This is a genomic window from Bacteroides pyogenes DSM 20611 = JCM 6294 (genome assembly GCF_000428105.1).
Lineage (GTDB): Bacteria > Bacteroidota > Bacteroidia > Bacteroidales > Bacteroidaceae > Bacteroides > Bacteroides pyogenes.
Map to the genome: position 1 here is coordinate 76,379 of NZ_ATZH01000010.1, position 24,865 is coordinate 101,243.

25 protein-coding genes and 1 tRNA gene are annotated in these 24,865 nt (G+C 47.7%); 9 read left to right on the forward strand and 17 right to left on the reverse strand.

The features are described from left to right. Positions 1–107: 107 nt before the first annotated feature. From C234_RS0102755 to C234_RS0102770, 4 genes are all read right to left on the reverse strand, one after another. Positions 108–1,301 (reverse strand): pyridoxal phosphate-dependent aminotransferase, encoded by a 1,194-nt coding sequence (locus tag C234_RS0102755; protein WP_027324515.1) that lies wholly within the window; start codon positions 1,299–1,301, stop codon positions 108–110. Between the two features lie 82 nt (positions 1,302–1,383). Then, entirely contained in the window at positions 1,384–2,598 is a 1,215-nt protein-coding gene (locus C234_RS0102760; RefSeq protein WP_027324516.1) for a bifunctional 3,4-dihydroxy-2-butanone-4-phosphate synthase/GTP cyclohydrolase II, read from the reverse strand. 6 nt (positions 2,599–2,604) lie between these two features. Continuing rightward, entirely contained in the window at positions 2,605–4,503 is a 1,899-nt protein-coding gene (locus C234_RS0102765; protein WP_027324517.1) for an LptF/LptG family permease, read from the reverse strand. Positions 4,504–4,582: 79 nt separating this feature from the next. Next, the gene (locus C234_RS0102770) at positions 4,583–4,969 is read right to left on the reverse strand and encodes an START-like domain-containing protein (RefSeq protein WP_027324518.1); all 387 of its coding nucleotides are present in this window, start codon (positions 4,967–4,969) and stop codon (positions 4,583–4,585) included. Between the two features lie 222 nt (positions 4,970–5,191). Here C234_RS0102770 and C234_RS0102775 point away from each other — a divergent pair. The 6 genes from C234_RS0102775 (at position 5,192) to C234_RS0102800 (ending at position 9,318) form a co-directional block, all read left to right on the forward strand. Next, positions 5,192–5,268 (forward strand) — tRNA-Met (locus tag C234_RS0102775). 149 nt (positions 5,269–5,417) lie between these two features. Then, entirely contained in the window at positions 5,418–6,848 is a 1,431-nt protein-coding gene (locus tag C234_RS0102780) for an aspartate ammonia-lyase (protein WP_027324519.1), read from the forward strand. 491 nt (positions 6,849–7,339) lie between these two features. Next, complete coding sequence (locus C234_RS0102785; RefSeq protein WP_027324520.1) at positions 7,340–7,774, forward strand: hypothetical protein; 435 nt, start codon at positions 7,340–7,342, stop codon at positions 7,772–7,774. A 57-nt stretch (positions 7,775–7,831) separates the two neighbouring features. Continuing rightward, complete coding sequence (locus tag C234_RS0102790; RefSeq protein WP_027324521.1) at positions 7,832–8,644, forward strand: metal ABC transporter permease; 813 nt, start codon at positions 7,832–7,834, stop codon at positions 8,642–8,644. Between the two features lie 18 nt (positions 8,645–8,662). After that, positions 8,663–9,076 (forward strand): tRNA (adenosine(37)-N6)-threonylcarbamoyltransferase complex ATPase subunit type 1 TsaE, encoded by a 414-nt coding sequence (gene tsaE, locus C234_RS0102795; RefSeq protein WP_027324522.1) that lies wholly within the window; start codon positions 8,663–8,665, stop codon positions 9,074–9,076. Then, a complete protein-coding gene (locus C234_RS0102800; RefSeq protein WP_021647154.1) occupies positions 9,073–9,318 on the forward strand; it encodes an immunity 17 family protein in 246 nt (81 codons plus the stop codon). The genes tsaE and C234_RS0102800 overlap by 4 nt, the downstream gene beginning before the upstream one ends. A 953-nt stretch (positions 9,319–10,271) precedes the next feature. On the opposite strand, the gene C234_RS0102810 is transcribed toward C234_RS0102800, so the two are convergent. Continuing rightward, on the reverse strand, positions 10,272–11,582 hold the full coding sequence (locus tag C234_RS0102810; RefSeq protein WP_027324524.1) for a DUF58 domain-containing protein: 1,311 nt from the start codon (positions 11,580–11,582) through the stop codon (positions 10,272–10,274). A 442-nt stretch (positions 11,583–12,024) separates the two neighbouring features. Here C234_RS0102810 and C234_RS0102820 point away from each other — a divergent pair, with 442 nt between their 5' ends. After that, complete coding sequence (locus C234_RS0102820) at positions 12,025–12,543, forward strand: hypothetical protein (RefSeq protein ID WP_027324525.1); 519 nt, start codon at positions 12,025–12,027, stop codon at positions 12,541–12,543. A gap of 13 nt (positions 12,544–12,556) precedes the next feature. Here the strand turns inward: C234_RS0102820 and C234_RS0102825 are convergent, their stop codons facing one another. Genes C234_RS0102825 through C234_RS0102845 form a run of 5 tightly spaced genes read right to left on the reverse strand, consistent with a single transcriptional unit; the run spans position 12,557 to position 17,594 of the window. Continuing rightward, complete coding sequence (locus tag C234_RS0102825; RefSeq protein WP_027324526.1) at positions 12,557–13,531, reverse strand: AAA family ATPase; 975 nt, start codon at positions 13,529–13,531, stop codon at positions 12,557–12,559. Between the two features lie 10 nt (positions 13,532–13,541). Then, complete coding sequence (locus C234_RS17950) at positions 13,542–15,098, reverse strand: DUF4350 domain-containing protein (RefSeq protein WP_027324527.1); 1,557 nt, start codon at positions 15,096–15,098, stop codon at positions 13,542–13,544. After that, positions 15,095–15,712, reverse strand: coding sequence for a DUF4129 domain-containing protein (locus tag C234_RS0102835; RefSeq protein WP_027324528.1), 618 nt, complete (start codon positions 15,710–15,712; stop codon positions 15,095–15,097). Before C234_RS0102835 ends, C234_RS17950 begins: the two co-directional genes overlap by 4 nt. 15 nt (positions 15,713–15,727) lie before the next feature. Further along, entirely contained in the window at positions 15,728–16,651 is a 924-nt protein-coding gene (locus tag C234_RS0102840) for a hypothetical protein (protein ID WP_027324529.1), read from the reverse strand. Next, a complete protein-coding gene (locus C234_RS0102845; RefSeq protein WP_027324530.1) occupies positions 16,632–17,594 on the reverse strand; it encodes a stage II sporulation protein M in 963 nt (320 codons plus the stop codon). Before C234_RS0102845 ends, C234_RS0102840 begins: the two co-directional genes overlap by 20 nt. A 105-nt stretch (positions 17,595–17,699) precedes the next feature. Here C234_RS0102845 and C234_RS0102850 point away from each other — a divergent pair, with 105 nt between their 5' ends. Together C234_RS0102850 and ypfJ are read left to right on the forward strand one after the other, a co-directional pair. Then, the gene (locus C234_RS0102850; protein ID WP_027324531.1) at positions 17,700–18,425 is read left to right on the forward strand and encodes an RDD family protein; all 726 of its coding nucleotides are present in this window, start codon (positions 17,700–17,702) and stop codon (positions 18,423–18,425) included. Positions 18,426–18,618: 193 nt separating this feature from the next. Beyond that, on the forward strand, positions 18,619–19,476 hold the full coding sequence (gene ypfJ / locus C234_RS0102855) for a KPN_02809 family neutral zinc metallopeptidase (protein ID WP_027324532.1): 858 nt from the start codon (positions 18,619–18,621) through the stop codon (positions 19,474–19,476). A 102-nt stretch (positions 19,477–19,578) separates the two neighbouring features. On the opposite strand, the gene folE is transcribed toward ypfJ, so the two are convergent. From folE to ndk, 7 genes are all read right to left on the reverse strand, one after another. Beyond that, positions 19,579–20,169, reverse strand: coding sequence for a GTP cyclohydrolase I FolE (gene folE, locus C234_RS0102860; protein ID WP_027324533.1), 591 nt, complete (start codon positions 20,167–20,169; stop codon positions 19,579–19,581). 7 nt (positions 20,170–20,176) lie between these two features. Next, a complete protein-coding gene (locus C234_RS0102865; RefSeq protein WP_027324534.1) occupies positions 20,177–20,626 on the reverse strand; it encodes an SPOR domain-containing protein in 450 nt (149 codons plus the stop codon). A 91-nt stretch (positions 20,627–20,717) separates the two neighbouring features. Continuing rightward, the gene (gene tpiA, locus C234_RS0102870) at positions 20,718–21,476 is read right to left on the reverse strand and encodes a triose-phosphate isomerase (protein WP_027324535.1); all 759 of its coding nucleotides are present in this window, start codon (positions 21,474–21,476) and stop codon (positions 20,718–20,720) included. Between the two features lie 69 nt (positions 21,477–21,545). Beyond that, entirely contained in the window at positions 21,546–22,844 is a 1,299-nt protein-coding gene (locus C234_RS0102875; RefSeq protein WP_027324536.1) for a BT_3928 family protein, read from the reverse strand. Continuing rightward, positions 22,834–23,376 carry a DUF1599 domain-containing protein gene (locus C234_RS0102880; RefSeq protein ID WP_027324537.1) on the reverse strand — a complete coding sequence of 181 codons (543 nt, stop codon included), beginning with the start codon at positions 23,374–23,376 and terminating at the stop codon, positions 22,834–22,836. Before C234_RS0102880 ends, C234_RS0102875 begins: the two co-directional genes overlap by 11 nt. 105 nt (positions 23,377–23,481) lie before the next feature. Then, positions 23,482–24,363, reverse strand: a complete 882-nt coding sequence (locus C234_RS0102885) for a M23 family metallopeptidase (protein ID WP_027324538.1) — start codon at positions 24,361–24,363, stop codon at positions 23,482–23,484. 21 nt (positions 24,364–24,384) lie between these two features. Beyond that, positions 24,385–24,849 carry a nucleoside-diphosphate kinase gene (gene ndk, locus C234_RS0102890; RefSeq protein WP_027324539.1) on the reverse strand — a complete coding sequence of 155 codons (465 nt, stop codon included), beginning with the start codon at positions 24,847–24,849 and terminating at the stop codon, positions 24,385–24,387. Positions 24,850–24,865 lie beyond the last annotated feature (16 nt).

Genomic DNA, 24,865 nt, shown 5'->3' on the forward strand with positions numbered 1-24,865 from the left:
GATGCGTTTTTATCCGGCAAAGCAAGGTCCGGCAGTTATAAAAAAAGCGGCAGACGGGCTTTCCCGGATAAACGAAAGACGCTGCCGCACATTTTTTCTGAAATATCTTACTTCAATTTAGCCAACGCTTCTTTGATACGTCGGATGGCTTCTACGATATTCTCGTCGCTCGTGGCATAACTCATGCGGATACAATCCGGAGCACCGAAAGAAGCACCGCCTACGCAAGCCACGTGAGCGGTTTCGAGCAGATACAGGGCCAAGTCGTCCGAGTCCTTGATAACACGGTCGCCCGCACTTTTGCCAAAGAAACTGTCGCATTTCGGGAACAGATAGAACGCCCCCTGCGGCACATTGACTTCGAAGCCCGGAACTTCTTTCGCCAGCCCGACAATCAGATCGCGGCGCCGTTCGAAAGCTTTCTGCATCTCTCTCACCGGTTCCTGAGTTCCTGTATAAGCGGCTTCGGCTGCTTTTTGGGAAACGGAGCAAGGGCCTGAAGTGTACTGCCCCTGCAATTTGTTGCAGGCCTTCACGATCCATTCGGGGGCGGCAATGAATCCGATTCTCCATCCGGTCATGGCGTACGCTTTCGAAACACCGTTTACGATAACCGTACGTTCTTTCATTCCGGGAAGCTGGGCGATACTCCGGTGAGCGCCCACATAGTTGATATGCTCGTAGATCTCATCGGCAATTACGATCACCTGCGGATGTTTCGCCAGCACGGCAGCCAGTCCCTCCAGCTCTTCTTTGCTGTACACAGACCCCGTAGGGTTTGAGGGAGAACAAAGAATCAAGGCTTTCGTCTTGGGAGTGATGGCCGCCTCCAACTGCCGGGGAGTGATTTTGAAATCCTGCTCGATACCTGCCGACACGATGACCGGCGTTCCTTCCGCAAGCTTCACCATTTCGGGATAGCTCACCCAGTAAGGAGCCGGAACAATCACTTCATCGCCCGGATTCACCAATACCAGAATAGCATTGCACACGGATTGCTTCGCGCCGTTCGCGCAAGAAATCTGGGCGACCGTATATTCAAGACCGTTTTCTTTCTTCAGCTTCTCCACAATCGCATTACGCAAAGCCGGATATCCCGGCACCGGAGAATAGCGGGAGAAGTTATCGTCGATAGCTTTTTTCGCAGCTTCCTTGATGTGGTCGGGAGTATTAAAATCGGGCTCTCCCACACTCAGGTTAATTACATCGACGCCTTGCGCCTTAAGTTCACTACTCTTTTGCGACATGGCAAGCGTCGCCGAAGGCGACAAACTGTTCAAACGGTCTGATAGCTGGGTCATTTCGTATCTATTTTATTGTTATTGTGTAAAATATGCCGCAAAATAAACAATAATATTCGAAATATGAAAGCAAAAAGAAAGTTTACTTATTGAAATGAAGAGTATGCCCCATTCTTTCCTTCTTTGTTCTCAAATAACGTTCATTATATGTATTGGGAACGATCTCCACCGGCACATTTTCTACAATTTCCAGTCCATAAGCCTCCAAGCCTACACGCTTCACCGGATTGTTTGTCAGAAGCTTCATCTTGTGCACGCCCAGTTCACGCAAAATCTGCGCTCCTACTCCGTAATCGCGCTCGTCGGCCAGATGCCCCAGACAGATGTTGGCATCGACAGTGTCCATACCTTCTTCCTGAAGTTTATAAGCTCTCATCTTTTCCATCAGGCCGATTCCGCGTCCTTCCTGATTAAGGTAAATGATCACCCCCTTACCTTCTTTATCGATCATTTCCATCGCTTTGTGCAACTGTTCACCGCAGTCGCAACGTTTGGAACCGAAGATATCTCCTGTGGCACACGAAGAATGAACGCGTACCAAGATCGGTTCGTCTTCTTTCCATGTTCCCTTAAAGAGGGCCACATGTTCCAGCCCGTTTAGTTTCTGCTTGAAAGGAATGAGACGGAACATTCCATGCTCGGTAGGCATACTCACCTCCACTCCCTTTTCTACAATTGATTCTTGCTTCAACCGATAAGCTATCAAATCATGAATAGAAATCAACTTCAAGCCGTGCTCGTCTGCCATCTTGCGCAGCTCCGGCAAGCGGGCCATCGTGCCGTCTTCATTCATTATTTCCATCAAAGCTCCTGCAGGATACAAACCTGCCAGACGTGCCAAGTCGATGGTTGCCTCTGTATGTCCGGCACGGCGCAACACGCCTTTCTCCTGCGCATACAAAGGATTGATGTGCCCGGGACGTCCGAAGGTGGAAGGCGTAGCAGACGGATCGGCCAATGCCTGAATGGTAGCTGCCCGGTCGGCGGCGGAAACGCCGGTAGTACATCCTTCGAGCTTATCCACAGTCACCGTAAAAGGAGTTCCCAATACGGAAGTGTTATCGCTTACCTGATGAGGCAAATCGAGTTCCTTACATCTTGAAACAGTAATGGGGGCACACAACACTCCGCGGGCATGCTTCAACATAAAGTTCACTTTCTCCGGAGTAATCTTCTCTGCGGCAATAATCAAATCGCCTTCATTCTCGCGGTCTTCATCATCTACCACTATAACGAAATTACCTTCTTTAAAATCGGCAATCGCGTCTTCGATTCTATCCATTCTAATTTCTTCCATAATATCTTATTTATTAATTTTCTGTATAATGAGTTGAACTTGTTCATTGTTCTTTATGATACGCTCCATATCTTTGGCCAACCGGACGCGGAACGCCCAGATACGGAAATAAAAGAACAAGCCGACAGGGAATATAATACCCGCCGCCAGATTCAGCCAATAGATATGAAACGGGCGTACATGAGCAGAAACGGGAATGATCGGATAATTGTTTAACGCATTGAGCAGAGCGGCAGATTTCGTATTCGACATTTCTTCCACCAGCGCCTCGAGCTTTCCGTTGATAGCTATCATCTCATCGTCTTTCTCAGCCGACATCCACAACCGGAAATAATTGGGAGCTTTAGTCAAACGATTCTTCGAGGCATACATCCTGCAATCGGCTGTCAGAGCTTCCAAATCAGCAGGAATGCGGTTATAATCCGGATCATCGATGATCACCTCTTTTTTGAACAAATGCCGGACACTGCGGATGCCCACTATTCTTCTGAACCAATTCATATACGCATCGGCATTCAGCACAACGGAGTCTTTGTTCGATTTATAAGTGAGAAAAGTGCCGAGAGGGGCCAACACCGCAGTACTTGTCCACACTCCCATCCACACGATCCATTTACCGTCGCGCGCCATCTTATAACCTGTATTATCGATAATGTAATAAACAATAAACAGAAGTACCGACACAATGACCGGCATACCCAATCCCCCCTTACGAATGATTCCTCCCAGCGGAGCACCGATGAAGAAAAAGACCAGACAAGAAAGCGAAATTGTGATTTTCTTATGCCATTCTATCTCATGCTTTCTCATACTATAATCATTTCCTTCCATGGTATAACTCTTAAAAGTCAAGTCGCTGGCTAAGTTTTCCACACGACCGGCCGCGCCGGAAATAATTTTCTGTTTCTGCATCAAAGGAGCTATATTATAAAGACTGTCGATATTATAATTCCGGATATTCGCTTCCTTTATCTTTATCGTATCCTCTTTACTCAATCCGTAAGGAGACCTGAAAACTCCCTCCGACATTTCGAGATAATACTGCCTTCCGACACTATCGCCTATTATCTTCATAGAGTCAATAGAAACCTGCAAAGATTTCATGTTTTTAGCCGATGACTGGTTACTCATAATACTGGCATCGGCCATGTTAAAGTCGGAATCGAATTCTATAATCATATGTTTTTCGCGAAACGACTCGCGCCGATAAGGCACATTGTCCGACTTCATATTCTGACTCTTGAGGTTTTCGAACAAATCGCCGCTATACAGATGCAGCCAAAGATGTTGTTTGTCCGCCGTCATCTCCATGCGTCCGGAATCCGCATAAATAATATGCGCATTCTCAAATCCATCTTTCATATTATAGATGAGCACATCGTATAGCATTCCCGTCCTCCGGTCTTTTTTTTCCACTTTTAAATTATAATCGGTAATCGTCGTATAAAAGACTCCTTCCGGGATATCCAATTCGGGTGACTTCTGTTTCATCGAAATAATAAGCGTTCCCAAATTGGCTTGAGCAATAGGGCCTACTACATTCTGAAAATAAAAAGAAGTGGCTACCAGACCACAAACAAAAAAGACCAACGGACGCATAATCTTAATCAAAGAAATACCCGCAGCTTTCATTGCAAGCAATTCATAGCGTTCGCCAAAATTTCCGAAGGTGATTAAAGAGGCCAGAAGTATGGCCAAAGGCAGAGAAATCGGAACAAGTGTCAGGGCAGAGTAAAAGAAGAATTTAGCCATCACACTCATTTCCAACCCCTTCCCAACCAATTCATCAACATACTTCCACAGGAACTGCAACATGAAGATAAAAAGGCAAATGAAGAAAGTGCCGACAAAGAGCATGAAAAAACTCTTCACGATAAATATATCTAATTTCTTTATGCGTAGCATCTTATATAGTTCTCATACTTTAAAGATGCAAAAGTAGCAGAAAAAAAGAAGCGCCGAAAAATATTTGGTTGAAAGTTAGCTAAAAACCGCACGTTCTTCTCAATTTAGCCACCTGCGACTCCCAAAGTTCTCTCATATCATCTGTCTCATCGGGATAGGCGAAATCGATAATCTCCAACACATAGTCGCCTGTAAGCTCGTTATAATTCATTTTCATTTCAAAATAATCCCGTCCATCCGCATCGTCTTGCCAACGAAAACGAATGAATGAAAAAGAGCGGATCGCTACTATCTCAGCCAACCGATGTTCAGTTTTACCCCAATGGAATTCGACATTCTTATCATCGGAAACCACTTTATCGGCAAACCAGTTTTCCAAGCCGGTGGGCGTACTGATAGCTCCCCATAAGATGTTTTTGGATGTCGCGTTCAAAAGGTACTCCAAATGAATCTTTTCTTTTTTCATAGCAGATTTTATTTGTTTTGTGCGTGCCAATATAAAGACTTTTTTCTGAATACACAGCATAAAGCATATACTTTATTGCTTATTTTCCGTTTTTCAGACATGGAGTCGGCATTTGATAACGAAAAAGAAAGACATTAAAGAAAAAACTTCAAAAAAAACAATCGTATAATTTTGGAGGTTATCGAAAAACATCTATCTTTGCACCCGCAATCAAGAAATGATGGCGGGATAGCTCAGCCGGTTAGAGCGCATGATTCATAATCATGAGGTCCCCGGTTCAATCCCGGGTCCCGCTACCAATAAGAAATAAGGCGTTTGAGAGGCTTCCACTCTTGGGCGCCTTTTTCTTTTAATGACAAAATGATACAAAAAGCAGCTACTTACTTGGAATATCCAACTCGAAAGAGTAGCTTTGTGGCATGGAAATAACCTTCAAAGAATTACAGACATGAAAAACAAAAATGATGACTTTCGTATCGAAAGCGATTTGATCGGCGAACGCCGGATACCTTCCGACAAACTGTATGGTGTTCAAACATTACGTGGAATCGAAAACTTCCGCATCAGTAACTTCAAACTAAGCGATTATCCTTTATTCATTCAAGGGTTGGCTTGGACAAAAGAAGCCGCAGCTATCGCCAACCACCGTTTGGGCATCATCAACGATGAGCAAAAAAGGGGCATTGTAGAAGCTTGCCACGAATTGTTGGAAGGAAAACATCATGAACATTTCCCCATCGACATGATTCAAGGAGGGGCAGGAACAACAACCAACATGAATGCCAATGAAGTGATTTGCAATCGGGCATTGCAGATCATGGGGCACCATCCCGGCGAATTCCAATACCTGTCTCCCAACGATCACGTGAACGGAGAGCAATCTACAAACGATGCTTATCCGACAGCCATTCATCTGGGACTTTACGCCTCTCATTTGAAATTCCGCGCACACTTCATCGAACTGATCGACGCGCTAAAAGCCAAAGGAAAAGAATTCGCCCATGTACTGAAAATGGGACGCACCCAACTGCAAGACGCCGTCCCCATGACATTGGGACAAACTTTTGACGGATTCGCTTCCATATTGGAGATTGAACTGGACAATCTCGACCATGCTTCGGAAGAGTTACTCGAAGTGAATATGGGAGCCACAGCCATCGGTACGGGCATTTGCGCGGAACCTCAATACGCGCCTTACGTAATCGAAGCGCTGTGCCAAGTAACAGGATGGAAAGTGAAGCTGGCACGCGACCTTGTAGGTGCCACCAGCGACACGTCATCAATGATAGGATACAGTTCCGAGTTGAAGCGGATTGCTGTTAAGATGAACAAGATATGCAACGACCTGCGGTTGTTGAGCAGCGGACCGCGAGCAGGATTGAACGAAATCAACCTGCCCGCCATGCAACCGGGTTCTTCCATCATGCCGGGTAAAGTGAATCCTGTAATTCCGGAAGTTATGAATCAGATTTGCTACAAAGTAATCGGGAACGACCTCACCGTAACGATAGCAGGCGATGCGGCTCAAATGGAGCTGAACGCAATGGAACCGGTGATGGCGCAATGTTGTTTCGAATCGCTCGATCTCATGGCCAACGGATTCGACACACTGCGTACACTATGCATCGAAGGAATCGAGGCCAACGAACAAGTATGCAGCAATTACATCAAAAACAGTATCGGAATCGTTACCGCGCTTAACCCGATTATCGGATACAAAAATTCCACTAAGATAGCCAAAGAAGCGATGGAAACCGGTAAAGGCGTATATGAATTGGTATTGGAGCATGATATTCTGGACGAAAAAGACCTGAATACCATACTATCGCCCGAGAATATGATTTGCCCCGTAAAGCTGGATATCAAACCGAAACATTAGGCAAAAGAGCGAAGCGACGAATCTTTCAGAAACAAGATGGAGTCGATTCAACAACATTGAAGCAAAGAAACATGCCGAAAACAGCTTAAAAGCAAATCAATAAAAAAGAGAACAAAAAGAAGTATTCATTTGGATTTCTCAAAACGGAGAGTGTATAGAAAAACAAAAGTACATTCTCCGTTTTTACAAACATATGTTTCGACTCTTGATATCAGAGATTTCGGCAAATACCTGAAAAGCAGCCCTGAACAACGCTTTCCATGTTTTAAGAATTATACCACACTGAACCTCTTACGCTTCAGACTTGAACTCAGACTGACAAAACAAACGCTTTGTTGTATTCATTTCCTTCTTCCGAAAACTTGATTTTATTTTGACCTATAAGTCCACCTCCATATTCCTTCAAAACGATTCGTCCACTCTGCACACATCTTTTTCTTTCTAATTAAAAATTAATAAGTAACTTTGCGGGGAATTGATTTAGTAGAATTATGTGGATACTCATCATCGGTCTGATGTTGCTCGGGATTGTGGCCATGACGGCAGGAATCATACGCAATGAAAGACTGCAAAAGAAAATAGAGAAAGGCGAACTGGACAGCATGCCGGAGGTAAAAGAAGTAAATACGGAATGCTGCGGACAGCACGAAACTTGCGAGAAGGACAGCCTGCTGGCTGCCGTGAGCAAGAAGATAGAGTACTACGACGATGAAGAGCTGGATGAATTCGTCGGGCGCTTCAGCGACGAATATACGGAAGAAGAGGCCGAACTATTCCGCGATGTGCTTTACACCATGCAGGAAGTGGAAGTGGCAGGATGGATACGAAGTCTGCAACTGCGGGGCATCGAGTTTCCCGACGTATTGAAGGACGAAGTGTACCTGATCATCGGAGAAAGAAGAACCAGAGGAATCTGGAAGGAGTAAAAGGAAAGCTCCGCATGGCCCGGCAAACCTGATAAATCGAAAATAAAACAAAAGACAGTGGACCTCCTACATTATACATTTTTTCAGCATGCCTTGCTCGGAAGCTTTCTGGCAAGCATTGCCTGCGGCATTATCGGCACTTACATCGTAACGCGCCGGCTGGTGTTCATCAGCGGAGGAATCACGCACGCTTCTTTCGGCGGAGTGGGTTTGGGCTTATTCACCGGAGTTTCACCCATACTTTCGGCGGCGGTGTTTTCCGTTTTGTCGGCTTTCGGCGTGGAATGGCTCAGCAAACGGAAAGACATGCGCGAGGATTCGGCAATAGCTGTCTTCTGGACGTTCGGCATGGCGGTGGGAATCATCTTCAGCTTCCTCTCGCCGGGATTCGCGCCCGACTTGTCCTCCTATCTGTTCGGGAACATTCTCACCATCAACCGGGCGGATTTATGGATGCTCGGCATACTGTCCGTCGTGTTGGCGGTGTTTTTCAGCCTTTTTATCCGTCCCATCGTCTGCATCGCCTTCGACCGCGAGTTCGCCCGCTCGCAAAAGATTCCCGTGGAGCGGTTCGAATACCTGCTGATGATGCTCATCGCCCTCACCATCGTATCGTGCCTGCGGATGGTAGGCATCGTGCTGGCAATCTCGCTGCTCACCATTCCGCAGATGACCGCCAACCTGTTCACTTACAGTTTTAAAAAGATTATCTGGCTGTCCATCGCCATCGGCTTCCTTGGTTGCCTGGGCGGCCTGTTCATCTCTTACCACTGGAAAGTTCCTTCGGGAGCTTCCATCATCTTCTTCTCCATCTTGATTTATGCCGGTTGCAAGACGGGGAAAAGCTGCCTGACAAGAAAGTTATCATAAATATATACACACAGAGATATGGAAATCAAAATTCAATCATTAGAGAACATCCGCGAGGCTGCCCGCCAATTTATTGCCGCAATGGGCGAAAGCACTGTCTTTGCCCTATACGGAAAGATGGGAGCCGGCAAAACGACCTTCATCAAGGCGCTGTGCGAGGAGTTGGGCGTATCGGATGTTATCAGTTCGCCGACTTTCGCCATTGTGAACGAGTATCGCTCGGACGAAACGGGGGAGCTGATTTATCATTTCGACTTCTACCGCATCAAGAAGCTCAGCGAGGTGTACGACATGGGATACGAGGATTACTTCTACAGCGGCGCGCTCTGCTTCATCGAATGGCCCGAACTGGTGGAGGAACTGCTGCCCGGCGACGCCGTGAAGGTGACGATAGAGGAACAGGAAGACGGCAGCAGAGTGATAAAGCTATGATCGGGCAATACATCGTACAGGGAATATTCGTATTGGCGGGAATCACTTCGCTGATGGCGGCCGTGTTCAACTGGGAATGGTTCTTCACCACGCGAAACGCGCAAAGCATCGTTCGCAACGTGGGACGAGGCAGGGCGCGGCTCTTCTACGCCGTATTGGGCTGTATCCTCATCGGCATGGGAATCTTTTTCTTCGTAGAAACACTGAAGGCGACCGGAAGTCTCCCCTTATCGGGGCATTAGTCCGTCGGCGATGCCGGGTTCCGGATATTGCGGAATATCGTTCCATGCACGCCAGGCTGACATTCGGTGCTATTGGCGGCTATATCCGAATGACGGGGACAGAGGCTCTGTTTGATAGCAACAGAGGTTCTGTTCGATAGCAACGGAGGTTCTGTTCGATAGCAACGGAGGCTCTATTTGATGGCAACAGAGGCTCTGTTCGGAAGTGACAGAGGCTTTGTTTGATGTCAACGGAGGCCTTGTCATCAAGCAACGCTGTTTCTGCCTGCGAACGGCACAGTGTTCCGAACATCATTTCATAAAAAGCCCCATTCCCGCCCGGCACCCCTCCGAAGAAGCCACGCCGTCGTTTCACCCGCCGCATGCCATACCGTTTTGCATGAGTCGGACCGACTTTTCTTTCTGAATCGACAACCAAAGAGTAAAAGACATTCAACCGATATTCAAAGGGCGTCGGCCCCAAACGCAAATAGCAGGAAGCGGCATCAAAACCACTTACAAGTGAAAAAGGAAAAAGTGAATCCGAAACGTTAAACCACAGCCAAAGCGGTAAGTCAAATAGGAAAGAATAGTTTCCCACTGGGGAAACAAAAGTTTCCCGCTATTGAAACAAAAGTTTCCCCGGTGGGAAACAAAAGTTTCACCGAAGGGAAACAAATGATTCGACGAAGGGAAGCAGAGGGTTCGTTGAAAAGAAACGAAGGATTTGTTAAAGGGACAAAGAAACTTCACCGAAGAGAAGCGGAAGGCCCAACGAAGAGAAACAGAGAATTCGTTGAAGGGAAGCAGAGAATTCGCTGAAAAGAAGCGGACGATTCGCCGAAAAGAAAACAAACGTTTCACCGAACGAAAACCCAACGCAAACACAGGCAAAGGGTTTCAGCCCGCGAATCAATGCTCCCGGACAACGGTTTCCGGTCCGGCAAACCGTACGCCTCATCCCCGCTAAACTCCTAAATCAGTTGCCTCGACTTCATTTCGAGATACTTGTTGATCACATCCGCCGAAAGATTCTCCGGCGTGGTGAGCAGCACCGGAATGCCTTGTTGCTTCAGGGTGGACACGATGAGCCGCTTTTCGAAGACGAACTTCTCGGCAATGACGTGGCGGTAGTACTCTTCCGTGCCCTGCGGAGGACGGGAGATGTAAGCCTTCAGTTCGGCATCTTCGAAGAAAACCACCAGCAGACGGTGGCGATGATTGAGCTGTTGCAGGTAAGTCAGTTGGCGGTTCATACTGCTCATGGTCGAGAAATTGGTATAAAGCACCAGCAGGCTGCGCTTGCCCACGTATTTGTTCAGGTGTACGCAAAGAGACGAGAAGTCGGTTTCGCCGAAATCCGTCTGCTGGCTGTACAAGCTCTCCAACAGGCTTTGCATGTGCCCCGTCTGTTTGGAAGCGGGGACAAAAGAATCGAAGCTCTTGCCGAAGGTTGCCAACCCAGCTTTGTCTTCCTTCTTCATCGCCACGAACGAAAGCACCAGCGAAGCATTGATGGCATAATCGAGCAACGTCATGCCCCGGAAAGCCTGTTGCATCACCCTGCCTTTATCTATCACATTGTATATCTGCTGCGAACGTTCGTCCTGATAGACGTTCACCATCAGTTGGTGGCGGCGCGCGCTGGCTTTCCAGTTGATAGTGCGGTAGTCATCTCCCTTCACATAGTCTTTTATCTGTTCGAACTCCGTGTGATGCCCCACCCGGCGTATGCGCTTGATGCCAAGCTCCGTAAGATTGTTGCTTATAGCCAGAAGTTCGTAGTGATGAAGCATGCGGTAAGAAGGATATACTTTGATGTCCTGAGGCTCTGCACAGGTGTAGCGGCGAGAAAGAAAACCTATCCGCGTGGCGGCGAACACCCTGATTCGCCCGAACGAATAGACACCCCGTCGCGTAGGGCGAAGGGAATAGACAAGCGTTTTTTCTCCCTCGCGGCGGAGCGCAACGCGCATCTGCCGGTCGCGCTGCTGAAAGATGAAAGGGATTTCGTCGATTACCTCCAACCGCACCGGATGGCGGTAACTGCTTTCCAGGCGGATGCGGACTTCATTCTCATCGCCGTTCGAGAAACGGTCGGCGCAGCTGCGGAAAGCCCGTATGCCCCGCACACGGTAAAGCAGGAAGGCGTCCGCCGCCACAAGCAGGATGAGCAGGAGCAACGCCCACTGCCCGGCAACGAACAACGGAGCGAACGCATAGCCGCTACCCAGCAGGAGGATAACGAACGTGAGGGCTATATAGAAACGACGGGTAAGGTACAAGGGGCAAAACTTTTTATAGAAACATCCTACGTTTGCAAGCGCACAACGTGTGTGCAAATATAAAGAAGTTTAAAACAAAAACGCCGGAATCGGACAAGATTATTTATCGAAAAAGGCAGATTTCTTACCGGAGCCGGAACAATCTTCCTTTAAAGCATGTTATTATTGCAACGTCAGGATCAATCGGCCACGCTCGCAGCGGATTGCGGAAAGATTGAAGAGCAAATCTATTTATGGTTTTACAACTATGAAAAGACTATTGCTTACACCTGTACCGCTTCTTCAATGTCAGCGCGAAAAATTTCGCTTTCGACACGAGCCTGTCCATAATACAAGAAAAACATTTATAACATCAAACAAACGACCGATGCAAGAAACGACCAGACAAAGCTTCTGCGGCTCAAATGCCTGTGAAGCAAAGAACGCAAAGAAACCACTCAAGATGTCCGGCAGAGAAAAACGAAGGCTACTGCTATCATTATGCTTTCTATCCATAGCCACGGTTGGATTTTCTCAGAAAGAAGACATCAGGGTTGAAATCCACACTCAGGGTTCTGTCTTATACAAAGAGTTCAGACCGTATGAAATCAGTTGCGACATCGGGTATAATATAACGGACAGATTTTTTGTGAACGTTCGAGGCGAAAGCACGATTGCTCTTTTCAAGATCGACGGGACAAAAAATCATTATACCAATGCCGCCTATGGCATCAATGCAGGCTACACATTCCTGAAAAACGATTTGTGCAACATCGATGCCCGCATTGGGTTTGGCGACAATATGCGCAAGAAGCAGGACTGGAAGTATAACTATTACGACGGCTCAGTATATGCCCATTTAGGAAAGTCGAAAGTAAAACCAAGCATCGGCATCGGAGTCAGGCATTATAATTCAAGAAACTCCACATACAAAGACTATACGAGGTTCTTTGTCGCCATAGGGCTCAGCTTCGGAACGTAATAGTTGGCCGAAATTATTTCGGCACTTCCACCTTATCGATCAAACGCCGGGTGACTTTCACCGGCGAATAACCCTCCATCTCCGCCTCCGCCGTAAGTATGAGACGGTGCTGAAGTACGTACGGAGCTACGAACTTAATGTCTTCGGGCGTCACAAAGTCTCGTCCTTGCAAGAGGGCGTAGGCCTTGGCACACTGCATCATCGCCACCGACGCGCGGGGCGAAGCGCCGAGGAACACCGCTTTGCTGGTGCGTGTCTGCTGCACGATGAGAGCGATGTATTGCAACAAGGTGCGGTCTACAAACACATGGTTCATCATTGCGCGCAGGGCGAGTATCTCGTCGCGCGTGATGACGGGCGAAACATCTTTCAGTTTCACCAAAGCAGCATTAGCATGGTGGCGTTCGAGGATGCTCACCTCTTCTTCCAAAGAAGGATAGTCGACGGTTATTTTCATCAGGAAACGGTCGAGCTGGGCTTCGGGAAGTTTGTAGGTTCCCTCCTGCTCCACCGGATTCTGTGTAGCCATGATGGTATAAAGCTCGCCCATCCGCCGGGTCGTCCCGTCGATACTCACCTGCCGCTCTTCCATCACTTCGAACAATGCCGACTGCGTTTTGGCGGGAGCACGGTTGATTTCGTCCACCAGCACCACATCGGCGAATACCGGACCGGGATGGAAGTCGAAATCATTGGTCTTCATGTTGAACACCGTCGTGCCCAACACATCGCTGGGCATCAGGTCGGGCGTAAACTGCACGCGGCTGAACCGTGCGTCTATCAGCCGGGCGATGAGTTTCGCCAGCAAGGTTTTCGCCACCCCCGGCACTCCTTCTATCAGCACGTGCCCGTCGGCGAGTATACAGGTTATCAGCAAGTCCACCGTTCGCTCCTGTCCCACAACGACAGCGGCGATCTGCTTCTTCAACTCGCCGATCTTTCCCGAAAAGAGTGTCAAGTCCACCCGTTGTTCTGCATGTTCTTCCATAAGTTCTTCTTTATATGTGTTCGATTATTTCATTCATTTTATCTATATACTTCTTCATGTCTTCCACCGTAATGTCGCGACCGCCGTAGATTACCGGACGAAGTTCGCGTATGAAGGCGGCTATTTCCGCAGCGTCCATTCCTGTCTTCAAGGCGATTCTGCCGAACGTACGCTCGTCCTCCGCCACATCTTCGACATCCGCCTGAATCTCGCGCCGCAACACTTCGGCAAAGTAGACGAACTTCTTTTGCACCAGATCGGCATGGCTTTTGCGCTGATAATAAAGGGTTCCTATGAGTTGCGTAAACTCCAACGAGCGGTTCGCCGGTTCTTCGATAACGGGAATGGCACGCTGCCGCCTTCTGGCGGTGAACAGCATAAAGAGCACTATTCCCGCCACAGTGAGGTACAACGCCCATCGGAGCGGTTGTCGCGAAAGGAAATAGCGGAAAGGCGACTGCTGCTCTTGGGCAGTCTCTTTCAGATAGCTTTCCAACCGAATCACCGGGACATCTCCCATCTGCGAAAGGAGGCGGAAGATGTAATTCACATTCTCCCCGTCGAGCACTCCGTAGTTGGTAAAAACAAGCGGAGTGGAAACAAGAATAATCTCTCCTTTGCCCCAAGGTTGCGCAAAGGCTACGGGCATCGGAACTTCTTCTTTTTCGGGAATCGCAGCCCGTGCCGCAGTATCGGTCGCCGCCGTGCTGTTTGCCGTTATGCCGTCTGCTGTCACCCGGTCCGCTGCCGCTTTCTTCGCCGTAATGCGGTTCGCCATCACGCTGTCCGCGGTAATGTCTGACGAATGAAGCTTCCCTTCGTGACGAACAGAGTGGTTCGCCGTCACGCTCTCCGCAATAATGCTGTCTGCTGTCACGCGGTCCGCTGTAACGTTCTCCGCCGTTATGCTGTCTGCCGTCACGCTGTCCGCCGCAACCGGAACACCTGTTGCGTGTTTATCGTATGCTCCTCCTCGAATCGGTTTCCCCTCTTGTTTTACTGCAAGCGGCTCCTGCACCGACGCGGAATCGTAACGCAAGAAGAACGACTGGCAGAAAGGAGGATAGAAGAGATAAACCTGTGGGGAATAGCGTGCCGAGTCTCCCAACCAGCAAACGGTATCTTTCGCGAAAGCAGAGGAAGTGGCCATCTTCTTCAAAACGGCGGGAATAAAACGGGAATAGCCGCATGCGAACCGCAAAGTGTCTTCGAGGGCACGGCCGAACGAAGTGCTTGCAAGCATTATCTTATCGCCTTGCTCCGCCATTTCGAGCAGTGCTCTGACGTCTGTATCCGTGAATGAAAGGTTGTTGGCAACAAGCAATACGCCCCGGCGTTGCGTTGAATCTTCGCGCGCCAATTGCGGAAATGTCTTTCTCGACACGTCGTATCCGCAGGGAAGAGATTTGCGAAGCAGGCTGTCGAACAGCGCGCAACCGAAAGGCTGTTCGTCGTAACGGCTGAAAGTGGGATTCCAGACAAACTTCTTCGGCAACCGGTATTGGAAGGCAAATACCAAAACAATGAAAACAAGCACGAAGCCTACGAACCAGCGGTTTCCATTCATCTCTCGCCTCCTTCCTTCATCTCCGCCTGCAATGTCCGCATCGCGTCGAACAGTTGTTCCGACGCATCGAAGTTGCCGTACCTCACCCGCAGGAAATGGTTTGTGAGCCGGGCAAAGGCAGGCGTCCGTTCTTCATGCACATATTGCGTAGGCGTCTTATACAGTTGCCAGTCGATGCGCCCCTCATCGCTGAGCAGCTTCAGTGTCTGCAAATAAAGCAGCCGCACGGCCTCGCGGTAATCGGGGCGGGAAAGCGCCTCATCGATGGCTTTCTCAAAGTCTACTCCGTAGATGGTATCTTCCTCTATCGCATAAGCCGGAGTTTTTTTGCCGGTACGGACGAAGAGTCCCGGGTATTTCCTGTAAACAAGCCACCCCAGCAACCCAAGAATGATGATGGCAATCACGATTAAAACAACCGCCGAATACTCTTCGACAAAACGGCTCCCGAACACTCTGCGGAGCAAGCCGAAGAATTTCTCGGAAAGCCACTCAAAGACATTGATATCGGGAGTGACCAGCTCGCGGTGATAGGCAAACCGCTCGTCGGACTGCCAAACGGCAATCTGCGCGGTATCGCACACCAACGTATCGACGGAGGAAGTAATCTGCATCTGCCGGCTGTGTTGTTAAAGGGTGTCGAAGTTTTCGATGTCGCTCTCTACCGTTACGCTGTCTGCCGTTTCCGAAGCATGCCCGTATTGATAAGCGATTCCCACCAAAGAGAAAATCATCGCGAGATAGGTTCCGAAACCTTGAACTACTCCGAGCAGATAAAGCATGAAGTTGTATGCGGGAGATACAGTGCCGGCACCGGCATCACTCATGGCAAAGACGGCTTTGATAATGGAAGCGACATACCAAGGAAGCATGGTGACGCCTTGCAGGATGCTTCCTATCAATCCCATGACAAACATGATAAGGAATGCGCCTCCCCAAGTCATGAAACCCAAACGCAACGCTTTCTTTAAAGAAGCGATGAGTCCGATTTCTTCGAACAGATACACGGGTGCCCACAGCATCAGCGGAACAACTACCGCAAAGATAAACGGCAAGGTGAATATCAAAGTGTACAGAGACAATGTCGCAAGAGCGCTCACAAACAGCAGAAGAACGATTACGAGTACAACCGACAGGAGTATCAGTCCGATCATTCGTTTCACATTGCGCAGCAGCAGAGGCTTCAGGAACCCGAGCGTCACTCCCTGCAAGCCTTCTTCACGCTCGCGGTAAGTACGCATCAACGCATAAACCAAAGACGCAATGAGAATGGCGCCTATCAAATAGAACACCAGGTACACCGCATAGTAGATGATCAGATACGACAACGCCGCCACATTCGCGCCTTCCGCCGCCATCTTCTCCATGGAGAAGACTCCCGCCATCATTCCGTTCAAACCGATGGCTTGTACCAGGCAGACGGGTAAAAGGAGGTAGACGGTAAACTTCAACAACAGTTTCCAGTTCTCTTTTATAAAGTCGAAAGAAGCATTCATTTTCGCGCCGAAAGAGCGCTTCGCGTACAATGCGATTTTAGTTTTTTGTGATTCCATGTTTTCTCCTGTTAGGTAAATAAATATAGTAGAATATGACAAAAGCCAAAGAGACGAAAATCAGACTGAGCCTCAACGCATCGGGCAAATGGGTGTGACGCGTAATAAAGCCTTCGATGAATCCCGCCGCGATAAATACGGGAACAGTGCCGACAACAATCTTCGCTCCGCGCTTTGCGCCCCTGCGAAAAGATTCGCCGCGCGAATAGCTGCCGGGGAACAACCATCCGTTTCCTAAAGCCAGCCCTGCCGCTCCGGCAACAATGATGGCGGAAATCTCCAAAGTACCGTGCAGCCAGATGGCCAATGCCGATTCCCAAAGCAGGTCGTGCCGGTAGAAAAAGGTTTGGAAGGCTCCCAGCATGATTCCGTTAGACACCAGTATATATCCTGTGCCGAAACTCGTCAGCACTCCCATGGCGAAACAGGAAAACGAAACCATCACATTGTTCAGGGTGATTTGCAGAAACATGGGAGTTTCGCTCATTCCGCCGTACACCGCCATCGGCTTTCCTGCGGCAATGTTATCGAGCGTCATGTCCACGTAGTGATTGCCCAGAATCAAACGTACGAAATCGGGATCGTTCAATGCCGAAACCGCGCCGATAAACACAGCGGCAAGGAAAACCAGAAAAGAAACCAACAATTCCTTACGGGCTTCGTACATTATATCGGGCACTTCCCGTGTCCAGAAAGTGACGAGCCGGCTCCACTTCTCGCGTTTGCTCCTGTATATTTCATTGTGCATGGCCGAAGCCAGATTGTTCAAATAAACGGTGATGCGCGAAGTGGGGAAATGGGTTTGGGCAAATGCCAGATCGGCGGTGAGCTCCATATATACGTCGGCAAGCCGATCGGGAGACAGCGACTTGGCTTCCTCCAGCCTCTTCTCGCTTTCTTTCCACTTATCGATGTTCCGACGAATAAATGTGACCTCTTTCATACGTGTTTGTAAAATGTCCCGGAGAAGTTTTGTCCGAAAGTGGAAGCAAAAGTAAGAGATTTATGATATATTTGCAACCTAATCTTCAAAAGATTTGATAGAGCAATGGCAGAATCTACGATCATTACCGGACAATTTGTGCGCATCAGTCAGACGCCCGCCAGTATCGGCGAGCGGTTGATCGCCCGATTTATCGACCTTCTCGTTATTGTGATTTATGTATATTCTACAACAGCTTTGCTGTTCCGCATGCTTCTTCCTTCGGGCACGAACCTGTTTATATTCATGGCGGCCATCTACCTGCCGGCACTGTGTTACCATCTGCTTTGCGAAATATTCAACCGCGGGCAGAGCTTGGGCAAACGCGTCATGAAAATACGGGTAGTGAAGGCAGACGGTTCAACACCGGGACTGAGCGCGTACCTGCTTCGCTGGCTTCTGATGCCGATCGACGGCCCGCTGACCGGAGGTTTGGGGGTTTTAGTGATACTGCTTACGAAAAACAATCAGCGGCTAGGCGACCTGGCTGCCGGAACAATGGTAATCAAGGAAAAGAATTACCGCAAGATACAAGTCAGTCTCGATGAATTCGAGCATCTGGCACGAAATTATCATCCGGTCTATCCCCAATCGTCCGATCTCTCTTTGGAACAGATCAATCTCATCGGCCGTACATTGGAATCGAAGCAAAAAGACCGCGAACGACACATCGCCCTGCTGTCGGAGAAAGTAAGGAACAGCCTCTCCGTTACTCCCCGCGAAGGAAGTGCGGAAAACTTTCTCCGTACGATTCTCCGCGACTACCAGTATTATGCGTTGGAAGAAATGTGATTTTCTCTGCACACCACCGAGCACAAAACTTTGAGGATGCAGTTCAGAGTGCAGCATACAACCTCAATCTTTTTAATCAAACGCGAAATTTTTCTTAGGCAAAAACATTTTTTATCCCTTGAAAACAAACAGGATATTTTATAAAACAGTATTTTTACTTTCAGATAAAAAAAACAAGTAAAGGAGGAAGGATATGAGACTTGACGGCAGACGAGAAAGCAGCAATGTAGACGACCGCAGAGGTCGCAGAGTCGGCAAAGCCTCTTTAGGTATCGGGGGCACGATCATTGTCGGACTTTTAATCTGGCTGATGGGAGGCAATCCGCTCGACATTGTCAATAGCGGTTTGCAGGAAGGATCATCGGCAGTATCGCAAGAAGGGCAATACGTCCCTACGGAAGAAGAGGAGGCGCTGGCGCAGTTCTCCAAACAAATTCTGGCGGGAACGGAAGATGTATGGACCAAGGTGTTCGCACAAAAAGGACTGACCTATCGGCCTCCCAAAATGGTTTTATTCACCGAGTCCGTCCACAGCGGTTGCGGAAGCGCTTCGGCACAGTCGGGACCGTTCTACTGCTCGGCGGATCAGTCTTTATACATCGACCTCTCGTTCTTCAGAGACATGAAAAAGACGCTCGGAGCATCGGGAGACTTTGCGTATGCTTACGTCATTGCCCATGAAGTGGGGCATCACGTACAATACCTACTGGGGACACTCGACAAAGCGCATGCGCAAATGAGGCAAGTGAACCAAAGCAAAGCCAACGCCATCAGCGTGCGCCTCGAACTTCAGGCCGATTACTATGCGGGGGTATGGGCGCATCATGACGATGACATGTTCAATTCGATGGAGATAGGCGATCTGGAAGAGGGACTCATTGCCGCCAACGCCATCGGAGACGACCGGTTGCAAATGAAATCGCGCGGGTATGTAGTGCCGGAGTCGTTCAACCACGGAACATCGAAGCAACGATCTTCGTGGCTGAGAAAAGGATATCGGATGGGAACCATCGAAGACGGAGACACCTTCAACCTTCCCGATCCGGAATAAAGTCGGAAAGACTTGTTCTGTAAGGGAATGAAAGCGGCTTCGACCAACTTTCCCGCCGGCAAAAACCGAATCGGCACAACCGGATGAAAATGGGGCAACAGGTCACAAGCTGCCGTGCTGAATCAGGTTCATAAACTCCTCGCGGGTTTTCGCCTGATTGAATGCGCCGGTAAAATCGGAAGTGGTAGTAATGGAGTTCTGTTTTTCCACTCCGCGCATTTGCATGCACATGTGCTTGGCTTCTACGACAACCATTACACCCAACGGATTCAGCGTATCCTGAATACATTGCTTGATCTGCAACGTCATACGCTCCTGCACTTGAAGGCGGTGAGAGAATATATCTACCACACGGGCTATTTTGCTCAACCCCGTGATATAGCCGTTGGGAATATAAGCCACGTGCGCTTTCCCGTAAAACGGCAACATGTGATGTTCGCAAAGAGAAAAGAAATCGATATCTTTTACGATAACCATCTGGCTGTACTCTTCCTTAAACTTGGCCGAAAGCAGCACTTCATGCGGGTCTACACGATAACCGTGAGTAAGATTCAGCATCGCTTTCGCCACCCGCTCCGGTGTTTTCAACAATCCTTCGCGGTCGGCATCTTCGCCCAACAAAGTTATGACACTGCGATAATGGCTTTTCAGTTCCTCCAGATTAGGAGAATAGTTCTTTTCTTTTTCAAACATGATCGTATTATAAAGGAACATTAATTTGATCTCTGACGATAGAGACTTCTTTAAACACACCCGTCGCTTTGAGCTTTCGCATCACGGCATCCGCTTCTTCGATACTGCGGAAGTCACCCACACGGCAGATCCAGCGAGGCGGATTGAAAGAAGTGTACACGGCCAATTCCGGGAAATATTGCCTGACACGCGCGGCAACTCCGTAAGCGTCATTCTTCGCTGCACGAGTATTGTTGCCGGCATAAGCCTGTATCCTGAATCCGGTCGTCTTTATTACTTTCTGCTCGCCGATGGATGAACGTTCCACACCCAACAGCGCTTCGATGCGGGGATCTTGATGGATCGTCACTTTGCCTTGCCCCGGCACCGTACGTTCCAGACTCTTGATAATGCTTTGCGCCTGTGCACTCGCTCCTATCAAGACAAACGATAAAATAAGTAAAGAAAGTTTCTTCATCGGAGTTTAATAAAGAGTATAACGGATTTCGAAGAATCACACAACGGAAATATGAGGCTGTGCAATTCTGCGAAATCCGCAATAAAAATAATTATGCGTTAAATGCGTCGATGATTCCTTTGAAATCGGAGACCTTCAAAGCCGCGCCGCCAATCAGGCCACCGTCTACATCAGGATTGGCAAACAGTTCCTTTGCATTGGAAGGTTTGCAGCTGCCGCCGTAAAGAATCGAGGTATTATCGGCAACTTCTTTACCGTATTTGTCGGCAACGATTGAACGGATGAAAGCATGTATCTCCTGTGCTTGTTCGGGAGTAGCAGTCTTACCTGTACCGATAGCCCAAACCGGCTCATAAGCCAAAACAATCTTGGAGAAGTCTTCAGCAGACAAAGAGAATACAGATGCCATTTGAGCGGCAACAACCTCATTCTGCTTGTTCGCCTCGCGTTCTTCCAGCACTTCACCGATACAGAAGATAGGAGTCAGGCCGTTTGCCAGAGCCAATTTTACTTTTTCTTCAAGAATAGCAACTGTTTCACCATAATATGCACGACGTTCAGAGTGCCCCAAAATCACATATTTGGCACCGGTAGAAGCAACCATGGCGGCAGAAACTTCACCTGTGTATGCGCCGGATTCTTTGTCCGCACAGTTTTCAGCACCCACTCCGATCTTCGCAGCGTCTACCAGCGGAGTAACAGAAGCCAAGTGAATAAACGGAGTACAAATTACTACATCGCAGTTTGGCTTTTCGTTAGCCAATGCTTCATTCAACTCTTTCGCCAAAGCGATACCCTCTTGAAGGGTTTTGTTCATTTTCCAGTTTCCTGCAACAATGTTCTTTCTCATTTTTCTTTTTATTTAAAGGGTTATTAATATAGCTTCTTTTTTATCTTTCTTTTTTCACTCACTCGTCTCCTACGTCTTTTGCTTGTCAAGCCTCCGCTTATCCTTACGACGGATAATCAGAATATCTGCTCCCAACACGAACAGCAGCGGTACGATAAACCATAAGAAGACATACCCTACAGTATGGAGGTCGCTCTTAACCTTCTGCTTTCCCAAGGGAAGACTCTCCAGCCTGTCTGTAAGCACATACTCGTCCGGCAATTCTTCATCGCTCCACTTGTTCAAAATCACACCGTTCTTTATCAGCATCAGTCCCGGATTAGAGCGAATCATCGTCCTTAGCGTAATATCATCCGCCCGACAGAAAGGATATTCTGCCCCGGTTTTATCTCTCCATTGTTCTATCTGTTCATCCGATGAAGAAGTGACGCAATAAAACTTGTAACCATGCTCTATCGAATAGTCGTAAATCTCATTAATCAAATCGATATTGCTGTCATCCGCTATCTCGATACGATGGGCTATCAGCAGAAATGTATAATTCATATCAGTCAACACATCCTCAGTTATATCGTTTCCCGTAGCCGATTCAATCATAGAGAAATCGCGGATAGGCGGCTCATAACCTTTCTTTTTAAGAATTGAACGGGCATCTACGAATGTCCATGTGCTGTCGGGATAATTCTCCAGTGTAAACTCTTTCTTTACTCCGTCCTTCTCCAATATAAAGATATTCTCGTATATGCTCGGTTGCGCCCCATCGGGAACGGTCATTCCTTGAAGTATATTCCGGCCGATCTTATAGGGTCGAAAATCCAATACGGGCAAGTGGTTCAAACAATAAAACGACAAAGCAAAAACAAACAATATCGTATACAAGGAAACCAACCATTCCATTTTGAAAGTGATAAAACGAATCAGCGACTTACGCTCCCTGAACACTACAATGGCGGCTATAAGCAGCACAGCGTTTTTGAGAAACGTTTCCCAATTTGTGAGTTTCCATGCATCTCCGAAACAACCGCAGTCTTCCACCGGATTGGAAAAAGCCAAATATAAAGTCAGCGGAGTCATGAAAGCCATGAATATCAATGCCAACGTCGAAGAGACAGTTCTACGAACGCCAAAGAACAAGAAAACACCGATGGAAAATTCGATTGCCGACAAGACAATGCCGGTGAATAAAGGGAAAAAGGAGGGAAACCAAGACAGTATGCCAAACGCAGCGAGATAGTCCTGTATCTTATACTGCACGCCTAAAGGATCGACAGCTTTCACAAAACCGGAAAAGATAAAAACTGCGGATAGAAAAAAGCGGCACAAATTGGCTCCTGTCTTTCGAATAATATGTAAATTCTTATCCTTCAAATTCTATTTTAATCAGCCCGAAAACGGCATAATTGATCATATCCATGTAATTGGCGTCGATTCCTTCGGAAACCAATGTGTCTCCGGACAGGCTTTCAATCTGCTTAGTTCGGTATATTTTCATTAGAATCAGGTCGGTATAAGAACTGATTCGCATACTCCGCCATGCCTCATCATAATCATGATTCTTTGCCAGCATTAACGCCAATGCTTTATGCGAATATTTATCATACAAAGCCAAGGCCTCTTCATTATCGATATCAGCCGATTCGGCATATCCTAATTCAAGTTGAATCAACCCGATAATTCCATAATTAACAATAGCTATAAACTCCGAACGAGCGCCCTCGTCTATCAAGGTCACCCCTTTCGTTTCAATACTGCGGATACGGTTAGCTTTAATAAAAATCTGATCGGTTACGGAAGCCGGACGCAGAATGCGCCATGCGGGACCGTAATCATGTAGTTTCTTAGAAAACAAATCACGACAAAAGGCAATGACATGTTCAAACTGTAACTTGGTATCTTTCATTTTCTTCCAAATAGAACGCAAAGATAACAATAATTAAGTAAAAACAGCAAGAGGGCACTCTAAATAATATTAAAGTACCCTCTTCTATAACTTAGATATAATTCTTTATGAACAACGCAATACCTGTCCTATGCGTAAAGTGGTTGTCGGCTTTATCCGGTTCAACTTACAAAGCTTGCTCACAGAGACCCCACGTAGCTTGGCTATACGTGAGAGTGTATCCCCGCTCTTCACTTTATGATAACGGATAGCTCCATCAACGTCTCCACTATCGTGGGAGCCCGCACGGTGGCGCTCCATTCCTCTTGTCTTGCGGAACGTATATGAATCGGCTACCACATCTTGTTTTGGAAAATCGAACATATAAGCGGGATTGATAGCAATACCCAAAAAGCGAGTCTCAAAATGAAGATGCGAACCTGTGGAACGCCCTGTGTTTCCACCCAATCCAATCGCTTCGCCGGCTTTCACCAACTGGTTCTCTTCAACCAATTGCTTCGATAAATGCCCATATACGGTTTCCAAACCATTATCATGTCGGATTACAACGTATTTCCCATATCCTCTGCGTTCATACTTTACAATGCGTACCTTTCCGTCAAAAGCAGAAACAATCGTATCTCCGACATTTACTTTCAAATCTAAACCGTTGTGCATTCTCCTCCAACGAGGCCCGAAAGGCGAAGTAATCTTCGTACTCGGAGTGGGCATGCAGAAACCTGTCAGATCAATATTGTAAGTCTCAGGAATAATGGCTTCTTTCCCATAAGCATGTACGTATTGATTGTTCCAATTCGGATAAAGATCCAAGGCGGGATATTCCGACTGCTCGATACGGATTTGCCTTTGTAATGCCAAAGAGTCTACAACTTTTAATTTTTTATCAATGGGAGCCTGACGCGCAATCAGATCTTGAGAGAAAGAACTCAAGCTAATCATAGCCGCTACAGCAGTAAGTCCTGTCTTAATAATACAACTGAAATTCATTCGTCTTTGTCGATTGTTCGATTAATATTCATCATTCGCATATAAGTAGTCAAAAGTCGCCTGCTTATATTCAAATAGTTCTTCCGGTTTAAAAAATCTCTTTAATTCGATGGCTGCCGTTTCCGGTGAATCGGAAGCATGAACAATATTTTCCTGAAAGCTCATGCTATAATCTCCACGGATTGTTCCGGGCGCAGCAAAACGTCCGTTCGTCGGCCCGGTCAGTGTACGCACGGTTTGAACAGCATCTACACCTTCATAACAACAAACGATGACAGGAGCTGCCATCATGGCATCTTTTACTCGTTGAAAAAAGGGTTTGGCACTCAAATGCGCATAATGTTCGCTTAACAGTTCATCTGTCAGATGCATCATTTTCATACCGGCCAACCGCAAACCTTTACGTTCGAAGCGGCGAGTAATCTCTCCAACCAGTCCCCGTTGAAGGGTGCACGGCTTCAAAATGACCAGTGTTTTTTCAAGCATATTATGTGACTTTTTA